This is a genomic window from Vibrio owensii CAIM 1854 = LMG 25443 (assembly GCF_000817815.1).
GTDB lineage: Bacteria > Pseudomonadota > Gammaproteobacteria > Enterobacterales > Vibrionaceae > Vibrio > Vibrio owensii.
Window position 1 is genome coordinate 28066 of the sequence record NZ_JPRD01000007.1, and the last position, 13711, is coordinate 41776.

At 45.6% G+C, this 13711-nt stretch carries 13 protein-coding genes; 8 read left to right on the forward strand and 5 right to left on the reverse strand.

Annotated elements, in window-relative coordinates; translation table 11 throughout:
* The first annotated feature begins 24 nt into the window (after positions 1–24).
* The 4 genes from H735_RS03130 to H735_RS03145 are packed head-to-tail and all read left to right on the forward strand — an operon-like array spanning position 25 to position 3949.
* On the forward strand, positions 25–1146 hold the full coding sequence (locus H735_RS03130) for an HlyD family secretion protein (protein WP_020196856.1): 1122 nt from the start codon (positions 25–27) through the stop codon (positions 1144–1146).
* Positions 1136–2149: a DUF2955 domain-containing protein gene (locus H735_RS03135; RefSeq protein ID WP_020196857.1), complete on the forward strand. Its 1014-nt coding sequence runs from the start codon at positions 1136–1138 to the stop codon at positions 2147–2149. The genes H735_RS03130 and H735_RS03135 overlap by 11 nt, the downstream gene beginning before the upstream one ends.
* A 29-nt stretch (positions 2150–2178) precedes the next feature.
* Positions 2179–3279: an AI-2E family transporter gene (locus H735_RS03140; protein ID WP_020196858.1), complete on the forward strand. Its 1101-nt coding sequence runs from the start codon at positions 2179–2181 to the stop codon at positions 3277–3279.
* A gap of 10 nt (positions 3280–3289) precedes the next feature.
* A complete protein-coding gene (locus H735_RS03145) occupies positions 3290–3949 on the forward strand; it encodes a potassium channel family protein (RefSeq protein WP_009705362.1) in 660 nt (219 codons plus the stop codon).
* Between the two features lie 67 nt (positions 3950–4016).
* Here H735_RS03145 and manA read toward each other — a convergent pair whose 3' ends face one another.
* The 5 genes from manA to uhpT form a co-directional block, all read right to left on the reverse strand.
* Complete coding sequence (gene manA, locus H735_RS03150) at positions 4017–5240, reverse strand: mannose-6-phosphate isomerase, class I (RefSeq protein WP_027726759.1); 1224 nt, start codon at positions 5238–5240, stop codon at positions 4017–4019.
* Between the two features lie 118 nt (positions 5241–5358).
* Positions 5359–6699: an MFS transporter gene (uhpC, locus tag H735_RS03155; RefSeq protein ID WP_005435249.1), complete on the reverse strand. Its 1341-nt coding sequence runs from the start codon at positions 6697–6699 to the stop codon at positions 5359–5361.
* Between the two features lie 5 nt (positions 6700–6704).
* Entirely contained in the window at positions 6705–8204 is a 1500-nt protein-coding gene (gene uhpB / locus H735_RS03160) for a signal transduction histidine-protein kinase/phosphatase UhpB (RefSeq protein ID WP_020196860.1), read from the reverse strand.
* On the reverse strand, positions 8204–8812 hold the full coding sequence (gene uhpA, locus H735_RS03165) for a response regulator transcription factor UhpA (protein WP_020196861.1): 609 nt from the start codon (positions 8810–8812) through the stop codon (positions 8204–8206). The genes uhpB and uhpA overlap by 1 nt, the downstream gene beginning before the upstream one ends.
* Before the next feature lie 136 nt (positions 8813–8948).
* Positions 8949–10346: a hexose-6-phosphate:phosphate antiporter gene (uhpT, locus tag H735_RS03170; RefSeq protein WP_020196862.1), complete on the reverse strand. Its 1398-nt coding sequence runs from the start codon at positions 10344–10346 to the stop codon at positions 8949–8951.
* A 647-nt stretch (positions 10347–10993) separates the two neighbouring features.
* Here uhpT and H735_RS03180 point away from each other — a divergent pair.
* The 4 genes from H735_RS03180 (at position 10994) to H735_RS03195 (ending at position 13526) form a co-directional block, all read left to right on the forward strand.
* Positions 10994–11452: a hypothetical protein gene (locus H735_RS03180; RefSeq protein ID WP_020196864.1), complete on the forward strand. Its 459-nt coding sequence runs from the start codon at positions 10994–10996 to the stop codon at positions 11450–11452.
* Positions 11453–11454: 2 nt separating this feature from the next.
* Complete coding sequence (locus tag H735_RS03185) at positions 11455–11961, forward strand: hypothetical protein (RefSeq protein ID WP_020196865.1); 507 nt, start codon at positions 11455–11457, stop codon at positions 11959–11961.
* 38 nt (positions 11962–11999) lie between these two features.
* Positions 12000–12464, forward strand: coding sequence for a hypothetical protein (locus H735_RS03190; protein WP_020196866.1), 465 nt, complete (start codon positions 12000–12002; stop codon positions 12462–12464).
* A 63-nt stretch (positions 12465–12527) separates the two neighbouring features.
* On the forward strand, positions 12528–13526 hold the full coding sequence (locus H735_RS03195) for an AraC family transcriptional regulator (RefSeq protein WP_027726761.1): 999 nt from the start codon (positions 12528–12530) through the stop codon (positions 13524–13526).
* Positions 13527–13711 lie beyond the last annotated feature (185 nt).

Genomic DNA, 13711 nt, shown 5'->3' on the forward strand with positions numbered 1-13711 from the left:
TCTATTCAATGGCAAGGGGATAACATGTCCGAGAACGAAAACGAGAAACAGCCAACGGAAGTGGCGGAAAACAAAGAAACGAATAAAAAAGATAAAGTAAAGACAGTCACCAACTATCTGCTTGTGTTTATTGTCGTCATGCTTGGGTTCAGCATTGTGTCAGACCGTATTATTCCAGTGACCGACAATGCACGCGTCAAAGGCTATATCGTGCCGATAAAACCCCAGGTTTCTGGCAACGTTTTAGATATTAAGGTTCGCCCGAACCAACTTGTTGCAGAGGGTGATGAGCTCGCCGTTCTCGACAAATCAGATTATGAAATTGCCGTGAAGCAAGCTGAAGAGAATCTGGAAATTTCTGGGCAGAACGTTGGTGCGCAAACCGCGTCAATCGCTTCGGCTCAAGCGAGATTAACTTCTGCGATTGTGGAACGCCAAAACACTGAAGCGCAAGCCAACCGTGTTCTTGCCATGGCAGAGAAAGGCGTAGTGTCGAAATCGGATGCAGATAAAGCACGAGCATCATTGGCAACCGCGAGAGCGAACGTAGTAAATGCAGAAGCTGATCTTGAAAAAGCGAAACAACAACTTGGCGCAGAAGGTGAAGAAAACAGTCAAGTCAAAGCAGCATTACTGGCACTTGAGCAAGCTCAACTGAACTTAGAACGTACTGTGATTCGTGCGCCAACTCAAGGTGGTGTTTCGAACTTCAGTTTGACCGAAGGCTTCTACGCTTCTGCAGGTCAGCCAATCATGACGTTTGTGTCGACAGAAGACATCTGGATTGAAGCGTACTTCCGTGAAAACAGTTTAGGCAACGTCAGCATTGGTGACGAAGTAGAAATCGCCCTCGATTTTGTTCCTGGCAAAGTCATCAAAGGCAAAGTCAGCAGCATCGACTGGGGTGTCGATTGGGGACAAAACCAACAAGCGGGCAAGCTCGCGCAAGCCAACCAACAAACAGGCTGGTTACGCCAAACGCAAATGTTACCAATCGCTATCGAGTTTGATCGTGAAGAGGTAACAGGAATGCTACGTGTTGGCGGGCAAGCAGACGTGATTGTCTACAGCGGTGACAACTTCGTGTTCAACACCCTTGGCAAACTTTGGATTCGTCTACTGAGCGTACTGTCTTATGTCCGATAATCTGAGCATTGATAACGCAACTCAACGCCGGATTCTGCGCTTCACCATTGGTGTAGGTCTGGCGGTGTTTCTCGCTGCTTGGATTAATTGGCAACTGGCGTTTGTCGCGCCGGTATTTACCGCGAAGTTCTTGGTCGATAAGCCAAACCTTAATAGAGAAACGATTTACGAGTTGCTGCTGGCGTTGATTGCCACCATGGGATTGGGGCTACTTCTTTCAGGAGGCATTACTCAGTACCCAATTGTTCTACTGATTGCCGTCGGTTTGATGATGGCATGGGGTTACTACTTGTTTACTGACCCCAAATGGAATCTGTTCGCGACCATTTTGTTGATTGCGGTGTTGATGTTGCCGTTTATGGCAATAAATAACCCAGCAATTTCTGTTGTGCTCGCGAGCGGTTTGGCAATTTCCGGTGCGGTATCGGTGGCGATTTTTGCTCTGGTTCATATTTATCTACCAGAGCCAGACAGTGAGTTCGCTGGTTATGCGGCTCCACCAATTGGTAAAGAACAACGTTGGCATGCGTCATTTCGAGCCATGTTGATTTCGTTTCCTGTGGTGTGCTTCTTCTTTGTCTTTCAGATTTCAGAAGCGCTGCTCACCATGATGTTTGTCGCTTTGCTGTCTTTGATGATTACGTCAGAGAAGTCAGTCAAATTAAGCGCGTTCTTAATCATCAGTAACGGTATCGGCGGGATACTTGCCATCTTGGCATTCTCAATTCTTGCCATTGTGCCAAGCATATTCTTTTACACCGCCTTTATTGCGTTATTGGCGGTATTGATAGGGAAGAAAATTTACACCGTGCCAGAGAAGGCGCCGATATTCGCCACGGCGTTCAGTACCTTGCTTGTCTTAATCGGCAGCACGCTAATGAGCTCTGGCGATATCGACAGCAATACATTTATCCGAATCTTCCAATTAGTGTTGGTCGGGACGTACATGATCCTCGCATCACTCTTTTTGGAAACCCGACAATGGAAGTTTTTGCAAACATAACACTTAACAGACAGTGAAAAGGTAACGCTATGAAAGCTTCAAATGATTTCTCTAAACAGGCGATAGACGCCGCTATCAAGATCGGAGCCGTAGCGTTACTGATCTGGTGGTGTTTCTCTATCCTCAGTCCATTCATCATGTTGGTTGTGTGGGGCGGCATTATTGCCATCGCTTTGTACCCAGTCATGATGTCCCTTCACAATCGCTTAGGCATCTCGAAAGGTAAGGCGAGTGCGCTCCTCAGCACTATTGGTGTGCTGCTACTTTTAATCCCACTTATCGCGCTCTCATCTGGCCTTTATACCAGTGGCACCGAGGTCGTCACTGGGTTGCAAGATGGCACTTTAGTTGTACCTAAGCCACAAGAAAGCTTGAAAGAGATCCCTGTCGTGGGTGACAAGCTGTTCGCTGCGATTAACTATGCATCGACCAACATGGAAGGCTTCTTAGTCAAGTATGGCGAGCAAGTGAAAGGCTTCCTTTCTCAAGCCGCATCTATTGTTGGCTCGGTAAGTGGTGGTTTCATCCAGTTCATTATTTCTACCATGATTGCTGGTGCGTTCATGAGCAATGCTGAAGTTTGCCAGAAAGGTTTTACCAAGTTAGCAGATCGCCTTACCAACAAGAAAGGCGAAGCGTTGATTGATCTTTCAAAATCGACCGTTCGCAGCGTGGTTCAAGGTGTGATTGGCGTTGCACTGATTCAATCTGTCATGGCGGGTGTTGGTATGGTCGCGGTTGGCGTTCCTGCTGCTGCGTTTTGGATGGTTGCCGTGATTCTGATTGCGATTGTTCAGCTGCCTCCGATTCTGGCATTGATTCCTGCGATTATTTACGTGTTTAGCGTCGAATCAACACTGGTTGCTGGCATCTTCTTAGTTTGGTGTATTTTGGTGAGCGCGAGTGATGCGGTACTGAAACCAGTACTTCTAAGCCGTGGTTCTGACACACCGATGCTTGTGACATTATTAGGTGCTCTGGGCGGTATGGCAATGTCTGGTATCGTAGGTCTGTTTGTTGGTGCCGTGGTTCTGAGTCTGACTTATCAGTTGATGGTGAACTGGTTAGATGAAGATGACACTGAAGCGAACAAAGCATTGAGCAAAAAGCGAAGGAGGAAGACAAAGTAGAGGTGGCATCATGAAACCGATGACCAGGGAAGACAACTTCTACTTTTTGTTTTTCGCACTCATTGCGCTGTTTTTCGGCTGTGCTGTGATGCATCAGTTTTATCCAGATGGGCAGGAGTTTGTTCTTGCTCTTTTGGTGGTGACACTAGGTGCTTCGATTGCTGGTATCAACAAGAAGAACAAAACCAACCGAACATGGTATGGCGTGCTACTGATTGTGGCCGTCATCTCCTATGGGATGTCGTTCTTAGAGCATTTAGATCTGTCTATTTTGACGCTAGGTGCGTTATTGGTGTTCTTGTTTTCGCACATATACTCGGCGCTAAAGCAGGTAGTATTAACCAAGTCGGTAACGACAAACCACATCATCGGTTCGATTTGTATCTATCTATTATTGGGGCTTGCGTGGGCGGTGATCTACTTGTTGGTGTTGGAGTTCTTCCCGAGCTCTTTCACAGGATTAGAAGCAAAACCTTGGCTGTCGAACTTGTTTAATGCCTTGTACTTCAGCTTTATCACGTTGACGACGGTGGGCTATGGCGACATTTCACCAACGGTTCCAGTGGCTCAGTTCTTCGTTTTCTTTGAAGCGATAGTCGGGAGCTTTTACTTAGCCATCATGGTAGCAAGTTTGGTTAGTATTCGTTTGGCTCAAGCACAGAGTGAGTAAACAAATGAATGGTTTGAATGGCGGAGCTGAAAAGTCTCCGCCATTTTTGTTTTAAGAGGATATGAACTTAGCCATTAAATGCACGAGCTACGCGACCTTCACAGCTGAGCGTGTAGTTCCCTACATAAGCAGGGATGAAAGCCGATTGCCCTTTGCCAAGCACCAATGTTTCGCCGCTTTCTGCAAGCAGCGTTACGTCCGCATCGATTGGCATTAAGATTTCTGCACTGGTCATCTCGACTTGTTGATCTTTTGGCTCTTGGAACACAGAGAACTTGAAGTCTTGTACAGGGACAGGGAAGTTGTGCTCACAGTCTTTGATTTCTGCTTTGGTTAGCAGCGTGTTCATTGGCTTTGGAATGAAGTCGGTACACTTAACCAGTTCCTCCACATCCATGTGTTTTGGTGTTAAGCCAGCGCGAAGTACGTTGTCTGAGTTCGCCATGATTTCCAGACCAGTGCCTTTAATGTAAGCATGAGGTGTTCTTGCGCTCAGGAACATGGCTTCACCGGGTTTAAGCGTAATAACATTCAGCAGTAATGGGGCAAACAAACCCACGTCATTCGGGTACTGAGCAGCAAGGTCTAAAATCAATTCGCACACAGGGCGTACTTGGTTGGCTGCTGCGTAACTTAATAAGTGATCCACGGCGTTATTCTTGCGCGCTTCTTCCATAGAAAGAATCTCTACGAAGAACTGACACAAGCCGTCTTGGTTAGGGTTGCGCTCAAATTGATCTAGGTAGCCGTTGATTTCAGGAATGTCACACAGGCGGAACTCAGCGATGATTTCATCAAACGGGCGAAAGCCGTTCATTGCTTGATATTCCGTTAGGGCGTAAACCAGCTCTGGCTTGTGGTTAGCATCTTTGTAATTACGATTGAATGCACTCAGCGGTACACCTAGCTGTTGTTCTTTTGCATAACCGACCTCCGCATCATGCTTGTTTGGGTGCACTTGAATAGACAAGGCTTTATCTGCTGCAAGAATCTTGAAGAGGAAAGGTAGGTCACCAAATACTTCAGCCGTGTTTTGGGATAGGAACTCTGACGGATCTTGTTTGATCAATTCTGATAGCGAAACAGTTGTACTTGAAGCGTCAGTGTTTCCTTGTGTAACGATAGAGCAACCGTTCGGATGCGTGCCCATCCAAACCTCGGCTTGAGGTTGTTGATCTTCGTTAGCAAAGCCAAACAAATCGTGGATAGCCGTGCGGCTTCCCCAGTCGTAGTTTTGGATCTTATTGTCCATTTTGAAGAAGCATTTTGATGAAATAGTATTCGAATTCATGAATTTTACCCGTAGAAAACCCTCCGAACTGAATCGGAAGCAAAAAATAGTGGAGATTGGGCGGGTGAGCGGTTAACTCACCCTAAGAGGTGTAGAAGTCGCTTCTACAATCAGATGTCTACAACCTAAGCTTGGGAGCCAGCGGCTTTCTTGAAGGTTGAGCCTGTAAGAATGGCAATAACAACAAGCCAATAACGGCTGCGCATACCGAGATGGTGATAAAGAATCCAGTCCAGCTGTATTCTTCAAGAATCAATGCCAATGGATAGCCAGAAAGAGCAGCCCCCATATAAGCAAACAAACCAACAAAGCCCGTTGCAGCACCAGCGGAGTCTTTGTGTGAACATTCCGCTGCTGCCATACCGATCAACATTTGTGGGCCAAACACAAAGAAGCCAATAGAAAACAGTCCCGCAGCTTGGAACGCGAAGTTGGTTAATGGCATCAACCACAGTGCAGCAACAGATAGGAATATACCTGCGGCAAACAATAGGTTCATCGGGCCTCGGTTACCACCGAACAGTTTATCCGAGCCCCAACCAGCCACCAGAGAACCAACAAAGCCACCGATTTCAAACATCGACAATGCTGCGTTGGCATTGATTAGGCTGTAGTGGTGTTGTTCTGTCAGGTACAAGTTACCCCAGTCATTGATGGCGGTGCGCACGATGTAAACCAATACGTAACTGAACGCGAGCAACCAAATGTACTTGTTGTTGAACACGTATTGTTTGAGGATTTCTTTATAACTCAGACCTTGTCCGTGATTTTCTTGCGCCAGCTCTAATTTGTCATCACGCCATTGACCAACCGTTGGCAGTCCTTGAGTGGTCGGTTTATCACGCAAACGCCAACAAACAATGACACCAAGAATCACACCGATTACGCCCGGTACAATAAAGCCTTCTCGCCAGCTGTAATGGAATGTGAGAAACCCAACGAGTAGGGGAATCAAAGCGCCGCCCACGTTATGAGCCGTGTTCCAAATTGCCCACAAAAAGCCACGTTCTGAGCGCGAATACCAAGTGGTAAGTAACTTTGAGCACGAAGGCCAGCCCCAACCTTGGAACCAAGCGTTCATCACCCAAAGAGCAGCGAGTGCAACCAAAGAACTAGAGAAGCCAAACGCGATATTGATAAGGCCCGTCGCGATTAAACCGACACCCATGAAAAAGCGAGGGTTAGAACGGTCAGAAATGGTGCCCGAGATAAACTTCGATAAACCATAGGTGATGTAGAAAAGCGTACCTATCATACCGATATCGGCTTTATCTAAACCTAAATCAGCAATCATCGCGGGTGCAGCGTAGTTGAATGTTTTACGAGTGAAGTAAAAGCCCGCATAACCAAGATACATACCCAGCATGATGTGCAGACGCCAATAGCGGTAGCGTTCGTCCACTTGGTCTTTGCTAAGGGGAGCTTGGTTATAGCTCGGAGACTGAAATAATCCAAACATGCTCGTTACACCTTAGGTAATGTGATGGCGATTTGCGTGCCATCCACATGATCGTTCAGAGAGTAGATATACATTTTGCCGCCAAGTGCTTGCACGCGTTCTTGCATGCCGCGAACGCCCATGCCTTTCATGCAGTCTTCGGTTTTGCAACCAATGCCGTTGTCTGCGATGTTCAACGAAATGTTCTCGTCAATAGACAGCTCGATAACGATTGACGTCGCACACGCATATTTGGCTGCGTTGTTTAACGCTTCTTGACACAAACGGAATAGGGTGACTTTTAGCGTGTCGCCTAAAGACTCATAGTCACCTTGCCAATCAAGCACAACGCGAGTGCCATGATTGTCGAACTCCATTTCACGGGTTAACTGGTGAACGGAGTCTTTTAAATCCAGATCGTCGAGCATTTTCGGGCGCAGTTTGCTCAGCAGATGCTTGGTTGTGTCATAAACATTAAGTGATAGGTTCTCTATCATGTCGGCACAGCGTGTGTTCATTTCTGCGTTATCAACACGCTTAATGATGCTCGCTTGTGTACGGATCGCTGTGATGTTCTGACCAATTTCATCGTGCAGTTCTCTCGCCACGTCACGACGCACCGACTCTTCCGCTTGAATGAGTTGTCGGGACAAGGTTTGGTTTCTCGACAATTCGCCACGCAGCTTTTGGTTAAGATCTTTTTGTTTCTGCACCGCTAAACCGAGCATAATTCCAGTTAAGGTTTGTGCCGAAAGGGACAGCAGTAGGTCAGTGATTTCCAGATTCGAAACACCACTTCGCGCAGCGATCAAGGCAATACTGTTTAACATGGTCGCAAGAAGAGCGCCTTGCCAACCATAGCGTAGCGCCAGCACAATGATTGGGATTGCCATACAGAAAGGCGCGAAGCGTTTTAACTCATCTGGCAAACTGGTTTGAACTAAAATGCTGGCAATCAATAGCACGCTATAAAGCAGAATATGACGAACTTTGAACTGAACTTCGTTGGCTAACAAATTCGAGGTCAGCGGTGACCAAGGGCTTTGGAAGAGGTAGTTCCAGAGTAGGTAACACATTGGCAGCACCAACAAACCGCCCGCAATGCTCGCTAACCACGCCATGTAGACAGATTGAACGTGATAACCAACCGCAAGTACGTTAATGCAAGACGTCACGAGCAACACGACCGCCATCACCGCTAAGTGCTGGTTCTGATCGCCTTTGTAATAACGTTTAGCAAGGTAAACAACCGGAATGCTCAATACGCTGGCCACCAACACCATCAACCATTGTGGTTGTTCAAGAAGTAGAGCAAGAGCAACGGTCAATCCCCATTCAGCGAGATAAATCGTTGCCCAATACTTTGTACGCGTGTGCAGTGTTAACCCCAAACGCAACGCGAAGGGGAATAACAAGATCGCAAGCTCTGCATCGTTCACAAAGTAATAGGCGATAACCCACAGACAGAACCACGAGCATCCTGTCATGAATAAACCGCAAATGGAGGTGATGGTGTAGCTACGCATTAAAACGACTCTTGCGAGAACAGTTTGACGAGCTCAACATTGTTCTTCACGCCAAGCTTATCCATGGCGTTTGCACGGTGAACGTGTACGGTTTTATGGCTTAAGCCAAGCTCAGTGGCGATAGACTTCACGTCTAAACCACGAGCCAGCAATTGGCACACTTCGTTTTCTCGGCGAGTCAATTGAGTCAGCGTTGCCGCTTTGTCACTTGGTGTGGCGAGCTTCAACGCAATATCGGGCGTTAGGTAACAACCGCCTGAAGCACTGGTTCTGACTGCTTGAATCAACTCGTCAGGACTGCAACGTTTACTTAGGTAACCTTTTGCACCGAGTTTTAGTGACTTTTCAACCATTGCGGGAGAGTCATGCACGCTAAGCATGACACAAGCAATGCCTGAAGGGATTTCGGAGAGTAGGGTAAGCCCACTTTCGTCTGCCATCGAGATATCTAGGATAACCACATCTGGCTTGCACGCAGGTAATCCCACTCGAGCTTCTGCTACCGAGCTAAATTCACCTACAACATTCATGTCTGTTTCGAGGCTCAGCAATTGAGCAAATCCAGAACGAACAATGACATGGTCATCAACAAGCGCTACGTTAATCATCTTAAATACCAAACTTCAGCAATACACAAACGAAAATGAGCTCTCAAAGAGCTCAATAAAAACCTACTATGATACTAAATTGACCAAGTTTATTTAATGATCTAGCGCGCTTTGACTGGCAAAGCGCGCTGTTTGATTAAGCTTGGTTTTCTGCGAGTTCAAGCTTCTTCTTGTTTTGACGAATCTTTTTCTCTTCTGCGATAGCAACGAAAGCAAGCAAAATAATACAAATCATTGCTGAGGTATCTAGGGCAGCGAACGTACCTTTCCAACCCGTAAGACCAAAGATTGGTGTACCGTCTGCAATCATACCTAGACCCAGTTTCGCGAAGCTGTCACCAATTAGGTAAGCGAATGTGCCTTTTACGCCGTCTGCCACACTGATTGCTTTCTTAGGAACAAAGCCAACCGCGGCAACACCGATAAGCAGTTGAGGACCAAATACTAGGAAGCCAAGAACAAATAGCGACGCTAGGTACATGAACTCACTGGTTGCGTGTTGGTAGAACTCAAGTGATACGATGATCAAACCCAAAGAAACACAAGCCACTAGCGCACGGCGACCATTTGCAAGGTCAGATAGGTAACCCCACATCAAAGTACCCACAAGCGCACCCACTTCGAATAGGGTAAAGCCAGAGATTGCTGCTTCTTTTGATAGACCAAGTTCTTGGTATGCGTAAACCGTTGACCATTGGTCGATACCGATACGCACGATGTAAAGGAAGATGTTTGCGAAGCAAAGTAGCCAGATCACTTTGTTTTTCAGAACGTACTCAACAAAGATCTCTTTCTTAGTCATTTGATTGCCTTCAGCCGCTTCGTCTTCTTCGCTGACTGCTTCATCAAATAGCTCTTCTACTTTACCTAGACCGTAGGCTTCAGGAGAGTCGTTACCATAGCGCATACCGATGAAACCAACGATGATTGCAATGATAGAAGGGAACACGAACATGCCGATTACGTGACCGTCGAACAAGTAGTTAGCACCAAACAGAGCCACACCAGCAGCACCCGCGCCACCTACGTTGTGAGACATGTTCCAAAGACCTAGGTAAGAACCACGCTTGTTACGCGGTGTCCACTTAGTGATGGTCGAGTAACTAGAAGGACCACCAGTACTTTGGAAGAAACCACTTAGTGCGTAGAACGCCACCATCAAGAACAAGCTCGCGCTGCCGCCGCCCATGCTGAAACTGAAACCAAGCATTGCCAGACCAGAAAGGATAAGCATGAAAGGAAGGAACTGCTTGGTGTTTTTACCATCGGCGTAGTAGGAAACTACGGTCTTACCGATGCCGTAAGTAATCGAGAAACCCAGACCAATCAAGCCTAGATCGGTCATCGACAAACCGTAAGTTGAAATCATGTCGTTTTGCGCGACGTTGAAGTTTTTACGGATCAGGTACATGGTCAAATAGCCAATAAAAACCACTAGGTAAGATTGGATAAATGGTTTGAACCACATTTTTCTACGTACTTCGACAGGAAGATCGAGGGTAGGCTTCCGGACTTGTTCAAGGAATTTTAACATCGTGAACTCTCTTGTATTAGTGTGATGCACTTGCGTGCTCGCTTTCTTTTAGCTGTCGGGGATTGTAGAGAGTCCTCTTTTGAACCACATGAGAGGAGGGCTTAGATCGACTAGGAAAAATTCCTAGAAAACGATTGCTGATTATGAAAGCGTGAAAATCATCACATTCTGTGCGGGATAGCCTTAATTCGAGCGATAAGCATCCAGTTACCTAGTTAGTTTCTTCCTTGGCGTAAAATGGTAAGGATTAAAAACTGCACAAAATAAAATCACCGTCTGATTTCTTCTCAAGGTAATAAGCCATGATACGAAAGGTGATTATATTAACGATGCTAATCTCTGGCAGTGCATCGGCAAATTTACATATTTGGAAAGAGAGAGAGTTCACCGCATATACCGATATGACGGAAGTTCAATTTCTTTTAAAGAATAAGTACAACAAAAAAGCGGATTATTATCTCAGAATCGATGATAAGACGTTCAACAGTAAAATAACACTCGATCCTCAACAAGAAGTGTCATTAAACGTTCGAGTCAAAACACCTGCGGGCCAAATAAGCAAAAAGAAAATTTGTACTCGAATGGTGAATAACACACCAAATAGCTACGAAGTGTGTTCTAACATCCGGTTAAAAAGGTATTAAAGCATGATCACGATTGCTAGCAAGCGTGTTCTGTATTGTGGCTTGCCTTTGTTAATGCTGAGTTTTGGTGTTATCGCAAATCCTATTCCCAGTGTTTCAAACCCATCGGGTACAGACAGAATCAGAACGTCTGAAGGTGCAACCTGTGAGCAAGCCGTGTCAACTGGTAAAACCTTTCAGGTCGGTACGTATGGTGCAACGGGTCAAGAAGACAGTGATAACTACTACAACAACTATTACCAGCAAAACCAAGATGAGGCGGGCGTATACGCGTCACTGACTTTTCAATTCGGTGGTGAGGAACGAGTCGATTGTACTCGTCTTTATGAATTCGAATTGCGAGAGAGAAAACGGCAGGAAGAACTCGCTCAGGCAGAGCACGAGCTGAAGCTTCTGCAAATTCAAGCAGAAACACAAAGGCTCAAGAGAATGAAGCAAACTCAAACCACTTTTTCGGAGTAAACATGAAACTCAAGAAACGACCGGTCCGCATTGCATTGTTAGCAACACTCATTGCAGCGACAGGTGTACAGGCTCAAGCGCTTAAAGATAAGGACGAAGCCACAAGTGACGACGTCACGTTTAGTGCAACTATTCAAGAACAATGCGGCATTGATGTCACCATCGCGAACGCTGATCTTGCTTTTGGTGAGCAATACAACGATTCCAAAGCACAAGTTAAGTTGATTAATAACGAAGACGACGGAAAAATTGAACTCAGCCTTGAGCCATTAAAAGAGCATGAACTCGGTAACCACATTGATAAAGAAGATGTGTGGTTCAAATCAGGCGGTGTCCATGAAGCAAATATGAATGCTAAAGATTGGGAGGAAGGTATTGAATATTCCCGTTCTGACATCCGAAATAATAATCTTGTTGACTTGTCCGCTCGAATTAATGTCGATGAAAGCAACTTGGATGCTGACCAATATACATTAGTCACTAATTGGGTCATCGAATGTGATGATTAATAAATTAATGAAAGCCCTTTAATAGGGCTTATTTTCTTATGAAGCAATTTCTAATTTCATTATTAGCAGTCGCGCTGCTAAGCCTGAGTTCGCTTTCTCGTGCGGCACAAGTTCATTTTCATAAACATATCGATGAATCTTGTGGTATTGAAGTGATCAAAGAGCGTGGCGAAATTCATTTCGGTCGAAGATTTGGCAGCGATTCATTAACGCTCAAACTACTTGCGAATAACCGAGATAAACGTCTCCATTTTCGTTTGTCCTATTTCAATATCGATATGGGCGCAGAGACTATCAGCTCAGAACGTATTCACTTTAAAGTGGAAACACCCGAACGTTTTGTCGGTAATCTTGACTACTGGCGGCAAGGCATTGAGCTAAACCTTGAGCAATTAGATTCCAGTAAAGAAGTCCGAATCAGCGCCAGAGTTGATATGAACGAGTATCAGATGCCTGCAGGTGAGTTCTCTCTCAATATGGAATGGCACTTAGATTGCTATTAATGACAGCTCGGAAGTTTGTGCATAAACTAGAATAATCCTTGGTATTTTAAGATGATAGCTTGCATGCCCAATACAGATATTCCTTTGGTTCACTCGGAAGAAGTAAAGCTTTTTGCCACTATGCTCAATGAGCTTGATGGAGATATTCACTCGTTACTTGAATCCGCCCGAATGCCACAGGATATCTTGTCTAACCAATCCCTTGACGCGTTTGTTCCCGAGAGCGCGCTAAAAGCCGTCTTCCAAACGTTAGGTGAACGCGCATCACCAGAGAAGTTTGCCTTGCTTACTTGGACGCTTTGTCACGACATTTACGTACCTAGATTTGCGAATCAAATAACTCAAACTCACTCGCTAAAAGCAGCCCTAGAAGATGTATCCCAACTGCTTAAACAAATCTCCGATAATGTCAGTATTTCTGTTCAATCACGCGGCGGGAAATGGTGGCTGGTCAGAGAAAAACAGAACGCAGAAAGAGAATGGTTCCGCTACGCAGAAATGTTCTCCGCGATGTTCATGAATGAGTTGCTCAAAAAGCTTGTTGGCCCCCAATGGCGATTGGCAGAAGTCGGGATTCAAGATGTAGAAGCCGAGCCTTTCAATCTGTTGCCGGGTATGAAGAGCGCACAGTTCTTTACAGGTAGACCAGTTACTGCAATCTCAATCCCTAATGAATGGATTAATCAGCCGATTGCTTTCACGCCATCCCAAACATCGCCAAGTACAAGTTTTCGGGGTGAGGATGATAAGTTCAGTGACGCATTAGCAAGGGCGCTGACGCCTTATCTCTCGATGGGTAAGATCTCTATCCAGTTTGCTGGCGAACTGATTGACATGAATGCTCGCACCATACAAAGGCGGCTAGCAAATGAGGATACGACGTATAGAGAAGTGATCGAAGGCTTGGTGCTTAAACAAACGTTAGACCTACTAGCTGACCGAGACCTAAGTATCACGCATATTGCGCTCAAAACAGGTTACTCCGATTCTGCTCATTTCACCCGTGCGTTTAAGCGAATGATGAACATGACACCTAAAGCGTACCGTCAGTCTTTGTCATAATGAGTTACACATAAAACCTCTGAATAATCGGAGGTTTTCGTCTCAACTCACATTTCTATAACAATATCCGCATGTTGTCGTGTAAAGGCAATTAAACCACCTTGAAAGTCGTCATTATGACTTCTATGTTTTTAACGTAAGTCGTCTGTTTTATATGTATTTTTATCTGATCAGTTGTTTTTGGT

Coding starts and splice junctions, on each gene's coding strand:
- uhpT (WP_020196862.1), bottom strand. CDS start 10,346: ATGTTAAAATTCCTTGAACAAGTCCGGAAGCCTACCCTCGATCTTCCT.
- H735_RS03185 (WP_020196865.1), top strand. CDS start 11,455: ATGAAACTCAAGAAACGACCGGTCCGCATTGCATTGTTAGCAACACTC.
- manA (WP_027726759.1), bottom strand. CDS start 5,240: ATGAATTCGAATACTATTTCATCAAAATGCTTCTTCAAAATGGACAAT.
- H735_RS03190 (WP_020196866.1), top strand. CDS start 12,000: ATGAAGCAATTTCTAATTTCATTATTAGCAGTCGCGCTGCTAAGCCTG.
- H735_RS03180 (WP_020196864.1), top strand. CDS start 10,994: ATGATCACGATTGCTAGCAAGCGTGTTCTGTATTGTGGCTTGCCTTTG.
- H735_RS03140 (WP_020196858.1), top strand. CDS start 2,179: ATGAAAGCTTCAAATGATTTCTCTAAACAGGCGATAGACGCCGCTATC.
- uhpA (WP_020196861.1), bottom strand. CDS start 8,812: ATGATTAACGTAGCGCTTGTTGATGACCATGTCATTGTTCGTTCTGGA.
- H735_RS03130 (WP_020196856.1), top strand. CDS start 25: ATGTCCGAGAACGAAAACGAGAAACAGCCAACGGAAGTGGCGGAAAAC.
- uhpB (WP_020196860.1), bottom strand. CDS start 8,204: ATGCGTAGCTACACCATCACCTCCATTTGCGGTTTATTCATGACAGGA.
- uhpC (WP_005435249.1), bottom strand. CDS start 6,699: ATGTTTGGATTATTTCAGTCTCCGAGCTATAACCAAGCTCCCCTTAGC.
- H735_RS03195 (WP_027726761.1), top strand. CDS start 12,528: ATGCCCAATACAGATATTCCTTTGGTTCACTCGGAAGAAGTAAAGCTT.
- H735_RS03145 (WP_009705362.1), top strand. CDS start 3,290: ATGAAACCGATGACCAGGGAAGACAACTTCTACTTTTTGTTTTTCGCA.
- H735_RS03135 (WP_020196857.1), top strand. CDS start 1,136: ATGTCCGATAATCTGAGCATTGATAACGCAACTCAACGCCGGATTCTG.